The 6,232-nt window shown below is 34.9% G+C and carries 5 protein-coding genes; all 5 read left to right on the top strand.

Annotation, left to right across the window (positions count from 1 at the left end; translation table 11 throughout):
- The first annotated feature begins 439 nt into the window (after window positions 1-439).
- Window positions 440-1,978, top strand: coding sequence for a YifB family Mg chelatase-like AAA ATPase (locus tag Q7P22_RS10420; RefSeq protein WP_303863905.1), 1,539 nt, complete (start codon window positions 440-442; stop codon window positions 1,976-1,978).
- Between the two features lies 1 nt (window position 1,979).
- Window positions 1,980-3,068: a DNA-processing protein DprA gene (gene dprA, locus Q7P22_RS10415; RefSeq protein ID WP_303863903.1), complete on the top strand. Its 1,089-nt coding sequence runs from the start codon at window positions 1,980-1,982 to the stop codon at window positions 3,066-3,068.
- A gap of 251 nt (window positions 3,069-3,319) precedes the next feature.
- The gene (gene hslV, locus Q7P22_RS10410; protein WP_303863901.1) at window positions 3,320-3,850 is read left to right on the top strand and encodes an ATP-dependent protease subunit HslV; all 531 of its coding nucleotides are present in this window, start codon (window positions 3,320-3,322) and stop codon (window positions 3,848-3,850) included.
- A 12-nt stretch (window positions 3,851-3,862) separates the two neighbouring features.
- Window positions 3,863-5,257, top strand: coding sequence for an ATP-dependent protease ATPase subunit HslU (gene hslU / locus Q7P22_RS10405; protein WP_303863899.1), 1,395 nt, complete (start codon window positions 3,863-3,865; stop codon window positions 5,255-5,257).
- A 17-nt stretch (window positions 5,258-5,274) separates the two neighbouring features.
- Window positions 5,275-6,066 carry a GTP-sensing pleiotropic transcriptional regulator CodY gene (gene codY / locus Q7P22_RS10400; protein ID WP_303863897.1) on the top strand — a complete coding sequence of 264 codons (792 nt, stop codon included), beginning with the start codon at window positions 5,275-5,277 and terminating at the stop codon, window positions 6,064-6,066.
- Window positions 6,067-6,232 lie beyond the last annotated feature (166 nt).

The following is a 6,232-nucleotide window of genomic DNA, read 5'->3' as shown; positions in this document are numbered from 1 at the left end:
ATCCATCATAGGAATGGATTTTGTTGTATTGGATAATCTTCTCGCAGCCTTTGGTCCGAGACTTCGATTATTTGGATTTATTGAATTGTCGTTTAAACTCATATTTACACCTCTAATTGTATTTGTTTAGGCTTTTGCTTTGATACTTTAAAATGATTGTTTTATATAGAACGAAAGTGCCAAAGACACTTTCTCCTTTTGTAAAAAAAAATTACTTTCGACTCTAGTCCCTGACTGGATCATCCTACGTGATAGAGAAAGAATATCCTAATGTTAGCTACCTAGGACTAGTGACTAGAGCGCTACAGGCGCTCTTCTCGTTATAGTATATTCTCAAAAAAAGAGCCTGTGAATGTTTGAATAGTAAATTAAAGGATAATTTGTAATAATGTAGATATATCAAATTTATTTTGGTACAATAAATTTTGAGGTGATAACTGTGCTGTCAAATATTTATAGTTGTTCTATTCATGGAATAGATGGACTTATTGTAGAAGTAGAAGTAGATATCTCTAGCGGGCTCCCTGTATATGCATTAGTAGGTTTACCTGACACTGCCATAAAAGAATCAAAGGAAAGGGTATTCTCTGCTATTAAAAACAACGGTTTTCGCTATCCTATGAAAAAAATCACCATCAATCTAGCTCCAGCAAACATTAAGAAAGAAGGAGCTTACTATGATTTACCTATCGCCATTGGCATTCTTTGCGCTTCTGAAGTTATCACATCTGCCGTATCTCTAAAGGATTACGTCTTTATAGGGGAGTTATCTTTAAAGGGAGATATTCGACCAGTTAAAGGGATTTTACCAATGGTTCTTGCAGCAAGGAACAATCATTTTAAAGCTATTATTGTTCCTGAAGAAAATGCTTTAGAAGCATCTCTTGTAAAAGAAATCAAAGTATTACCTGCTAAGCATATTTATCAGGTTATTGAATACATAACAGGAAAGACAGAAATTAAACCTTATATTACAGATATTGATGGATTTTTAACAAGTAAACAAGAGCATTCTGTAGATTTTAGTGAAGTAAAAGGACAGGAAAGTGTAAAGCGAGCTATGGAAGTAGCTGCTGCAGGATACCATAATATGCTTATGCTCGGTCCTCCTGGAAGTGGGAAAACGATGCTAGCTAAACGGTTTGCAACAATACTTCCTAAGATGACAGTAGAAGAATCTTTAGAAGTGACAAAGATTTACAGCATCACAGGTCTTCTCAAAGGCAAGCCACTAATAACGGAGAGACCATTTCGAAGCCCTCATCACACCATATCTACTACGTCTCTTGTAGGAGGAGGAACTTTTCCAAAGCCAGGTGAAGTATCTCTTGCTCATTTAGGCGTCTTGTTTTTAGATGAAATGCCAGAATTTAAAAAAAGCGCTTTAGAAGTTTTAAGGCAACCGATGGAAGACAATATCGTCAATATCTCTAGAGTAAGTGCATCGATTACTTATCCAGCTTCCTTTCTGCTTGTCGCTTCCATGAACCCATGCCCTTGCGGCTATTACTCCGATGAAGAACACCCATGTCAATGTACACCGAGGCAAATAAAAAACTACTTAGGGAAGGTTTCTGGTCCACTTCTAGACCGAATTGATATTCAAACCGAGGTAAAGAGAACGAAAATTGAAGATTTACAAGATAATGGAAAAACAGAGAGTTCAAAAGATATTTACACTCGTGTTAACGATGCCAGGAGCATTCAATTAGAACGGTATAAGAATGAGAAGATTTACTTTAATTCTCAGCTTTCTACGAATCAGATAAATAAATACTGTCATCTAGGAAAAAATGAAGAACTTCTTATGAGACATGCTTTTGAACGAATGAATCTAAGTCCTAGAGCCTATCACAAGATTATAAAATTAGCGAGGACCATAGCGGATTTGAAAAACATGGATAAAATAGATGAAACACATATAGGAGAAGCCCTTCAGTACCGTAATTTAGATCGAAAATATTGGGAGATGTATTGAGATGGAGGATAGAGAGTATATACTTTGGATCAGCTTATTAAAATCCATAAGCGTAAAGAATTTTTATGAATTATATGAACATTTTGATAGTATGGCCACTCTATATCATTGTAGTCAAGAGGAATTATCAAGGTGCAATCTATTAAATTTGGGACAGATTCAAAATATTGTATCGAGTAAATTCGATGGTTCTCTAGAAAAGCACTTAGAAATGCTTCAGCAAAAAAAGATAAAATACCTAACCATAAATGATAACTCTTATCCTTTCATATTAAAGAATATTTATTTACCACCTCCAGTATTATACTACTATGGAAACATTGAAGAAGTTTCCTTTGAATCTTCTATTGCTATAGTTGGCTCAAGAAATGCATCTTATTATGGATTAAAAATGAGTGAAAAAATTGCTTTTGAACTTGCTTCCTTAGGAATTACTGTAGTTAGCGGTATGGCTAGAGGTGTGGATTCTATGGCTCATGTAGGTGCCCTAAAGGGAGGTGGAAAGACTGTAGCTGTTTTAGGAAATGGCATAGATATTATTTATCCAAAAGAAAACGCAAAACTGTACAAAGAAACGATGGAAAATGGGCTTGTCTTATCAGAGTATCCTCCTGAAGTTCAACCTATGCCTTACAATTTTCCTAGAAGAAATCGTATTATCAGTGGACTATCCATGGGCATTGTGGTTGTAGAAGCTACAGCGAAGAGCGGTTCTCTTATAACGGCAAAATACGCATTAGAGCAAGGAAGAGAAGTGTATGCTCTTCCTGGAAATGTGAATAATAAAAATAGCGCTGGAACAAACTTGCTTATAAAAGATGGCGCTAAGCTGATTACTTCTTGTAAAGATATTTTGGTCGATGTATTCCCTATGTTTTCCTCAAAGAAAGAAGAACCAGAGCCTTTTGATGAAATGAATTTATCAAAAGAAGAAAAAGAAATTATCAAGTACATTAAAATGGGCTATTGGGATGCAGATAAACTCTGCCATAAATTGAATCTGCCCATAAACCAAATTCAAACCACTTTAACTACCCTAGAAATTAAAGGAAGGATTGCTATTTATAAGGGGAATTACTATATCAAGTGAAACTAACGATTATCTACCTGAGATCTTTATAGCTATCTAAAGGAAACCATAAAGATTTCAGAGGAACACCCTAAACTAATTGCTAAAAGTTGGTCACGGATGGCTGAACGTTGGTGGCTAAAAGCGTAATATAATTAGAGCGAAATTAAAAGTAATTCGACTTTCCTTTCCGCTTTTCGCTAATTTTCAATTCTTGCAACTTCAAAGTAGATATGATATCTTAAAATGACTACTTAAATGAGGTGAAGTTTATGTTTCATGCTACTACAATAATAGCAGTAAAAAAAGATGGACAGTGCGCTATGGCTGGAGATGGGCAAGTGACTATGGGTCAAACTACAGTTATGAAACACACTGCAAAAAAGATAAAAAAAGTGTATAATGATAAAGTCCTCGTTGGTTTTGCAGGTTCTGTAGCAGATGCATTTACCCTAAGCGAAATGTTTGAGGGAAAATTAGAAGAGTATGCTGGTAATATTCTTCGAGCTTCTGTAGAAGTGGCAAAACAATGGAGATCAGATAAAGTACTTAGAAAATTAGAAGCTCTTTTATTGGTTATGGATAAAGAAAGTATGTTTTTGATTTCTGGCAGTGGAGAAGTCATAGAGCCTGATGATGGAGTCTTAGCAATTGGCTCTGGTGGCAATTACGCTTTATCTGCAGGAAGAGGTATGCTTCGCCATTCGAATCTTTCTGCAAAGGAAATAGCTTATGAATCTCTAAAAATTGCTTCTGAAATTTGTGTATATACAAATGACAATATTATTGTGGAAGAATTATAAGGGGTGACACATATGAAGGATTTAACTCCAAGGCAAATTGTTCAAGAATTAGACCGATATATTATCGGGCAAGAAGAAGCAAAAAAAGTCGTAGCTGTAGCCCTTCGAAATAGATTGAGAAGGAGTAAATTACCTCTTGAGTTGCAAAAAGAAATTACACCTAAAAACATTATCTTGATTGGACCCACAGGAGTAGGGAAAACAGAAATCGCTCGAAGACTAGCAAAACTGGTAGATGCTCCTTTTGTAAAAGTAGAGGCAACAAAATTTACAGAGGTAGGTTATGTTGGTCGAGATGTTGAATCCATGGTTCGAGACTTAGTCCATACCTCTATTCGAAATGTCAAAGAAAAATATATATCTACAGTAAAAGATAAAGCAAAAGAAAATGCAGAAAATAGAATTGCTGATTTGCTAAAACCTCTGCCTAAAAAGAATAAAAAATCAAAAAATCCCTTTGATATGTTATTTAATGCTGGTGAGGAAGACAACGATGAAATTAATACAGAAGCAGAGAATTACGAACTCATTAAGAGAGAACAGGAAACCTTATTAGAAAAGTTGAGAAGTGGCCAGTTAGAAGAAGAGATTGTAGAAATTGAAGTAGAAGATAGTACATCTGCTCCTATTGGCATATTAGGTGGAATGAACATTGATGATTCAATGAATTTAAGCGATATGTTTGGCGGTATTTTACCAAAGAAAACGAAGAAGAGAAGATTACCTGTGCGAGAAGCTAGAGAAATCCTCCTACAACAAGAAGCGCAAAACTTAATCGATATGGATAGGGTTATTAGCGAAGCTTTAAAAGAAGCGGAAGAAAATGGCATTATATTTTTAGATGAAATTGATAAAATTGCAGAAAAAGGAAATAAAAGCGGACCGGATGTATCTAGAGAAGGTGTTCAAAGAGATATTCTTCCTATTGTGGAAGGTTCTACAGTAAACACAAAATATGGGCCTGTAAATACAGATCATATTTTATTTATTGGAGCAGGAGCTTTTCATACGACGAAAGTATCTGATTTGATTCCAGAACTCCAAGGAAGATTTCCGATTAGCGTTAAACTAAACAATTTAACAACAGAACACTTTGTAAGCATTTTGACAAAACCTGAAAATGCTTTGATTAAGCAGTATAGAGAGTTGATTAAGACAGAAGGAGTAGAATTGATATTTGAAGAAGATGCTATTGTTGAAATCTCTCAAATAGCAACCTACTTAAATGAACAACAGGAGAATATTGGTGCTAGAAGACTGCATACAGTCATCGAAAAGCTTGTAGAAGAGATTTCCTACTATGCTCCTGATTACGAGCAAGAGCAGTTTATTGTATCTGCAGATTATGTAAAGAATATATTTCGAAAAACAGATTATTACAAAGACATAAGGAAATACATTTTGTAAGACCTTTGGAGGCTAATATGCAAAATTTACTCGATAAGACAAGAAAAGTGAATAAAGTACTACAGTATTCCATTAGTGACGATGTAGAGACATTTTCAAAAATAAGCGAAGTTTTAAGTGAGGTAATGAGCTGTAATGTATATATTGCCGATGAAAATGGCAAATTACTTGGTTATGCATTTACAGAATTATTTACGTGCCAACTAAATATTTCGACTTTAGAAGCTAAGGGGACAATGTTTCCCGAAAGCTTCACTCAAATAATCAATTCATTTATGGAAACTTCTTCAAATATTAAAGAAATGGACCCTATTTGTGTATACAATAGCTCGATTCATTGTCCATTTGAAGGCAATCGCTATTCTACATATGTACCCATAAATGCTAGTGGCTCTCGATTAGGGACTCTAGTCTTGGCAAAATTTAAAAACAGCTTTAGCGAAGAAGATCTTATTCTAGCAGAAGTATCTGCTACTGTAGTAGGACTAGAAATGCTTGGCATCAAAAACAGGGTATTAGAAAAAGAAGCTCATCATAAGAGTGTGGTGCAAATGGCTATTAGCACCTTATCTTATTCCGAATTAGAGGCAATGATACACATTTTTAAAGAACTAAACGGAAATGAAGGTATGTTAGTAGCAAGTAAAGTGGCAGATCGGGTAGGAATTACTCGCTCCGTTATCGTCAATGCTCTTAGAAAGCTAGAAAGTGCTGGCGTAATTCAAACCAGATCTCTAGGAATGAAGGGTACTTATATTAAAATATTAAATGATAAATTGTTAGATGGACTTGAAAAAGCCCATGACTAGCCTTCAGGCTAATCCTTAGTGGCCCTTAGATATTTTTTATGAACATTACGGCTACCGAATGTAGCGAATGACTAGTGAATCAAGATTAGCAAGTTTAATTTAATGAAATAGTACTTCAATTCGTAATATGAACCGATCAATAATATCTTGTTATACTAAAGCCAAG

Source organism: Alkalibaculum bacchi (assembly GCF_937875145.1).
Taxonomy (GTDB): Bacteria; Bacillota; Clostridia; order Eubacteriales; family Alkalibacteraceae; genus Alkalibaculum; species Alkalibaculum bacchi_A.
This window is presented reverse-complemented; position numbering and strand designations above follow the sequence as displayed.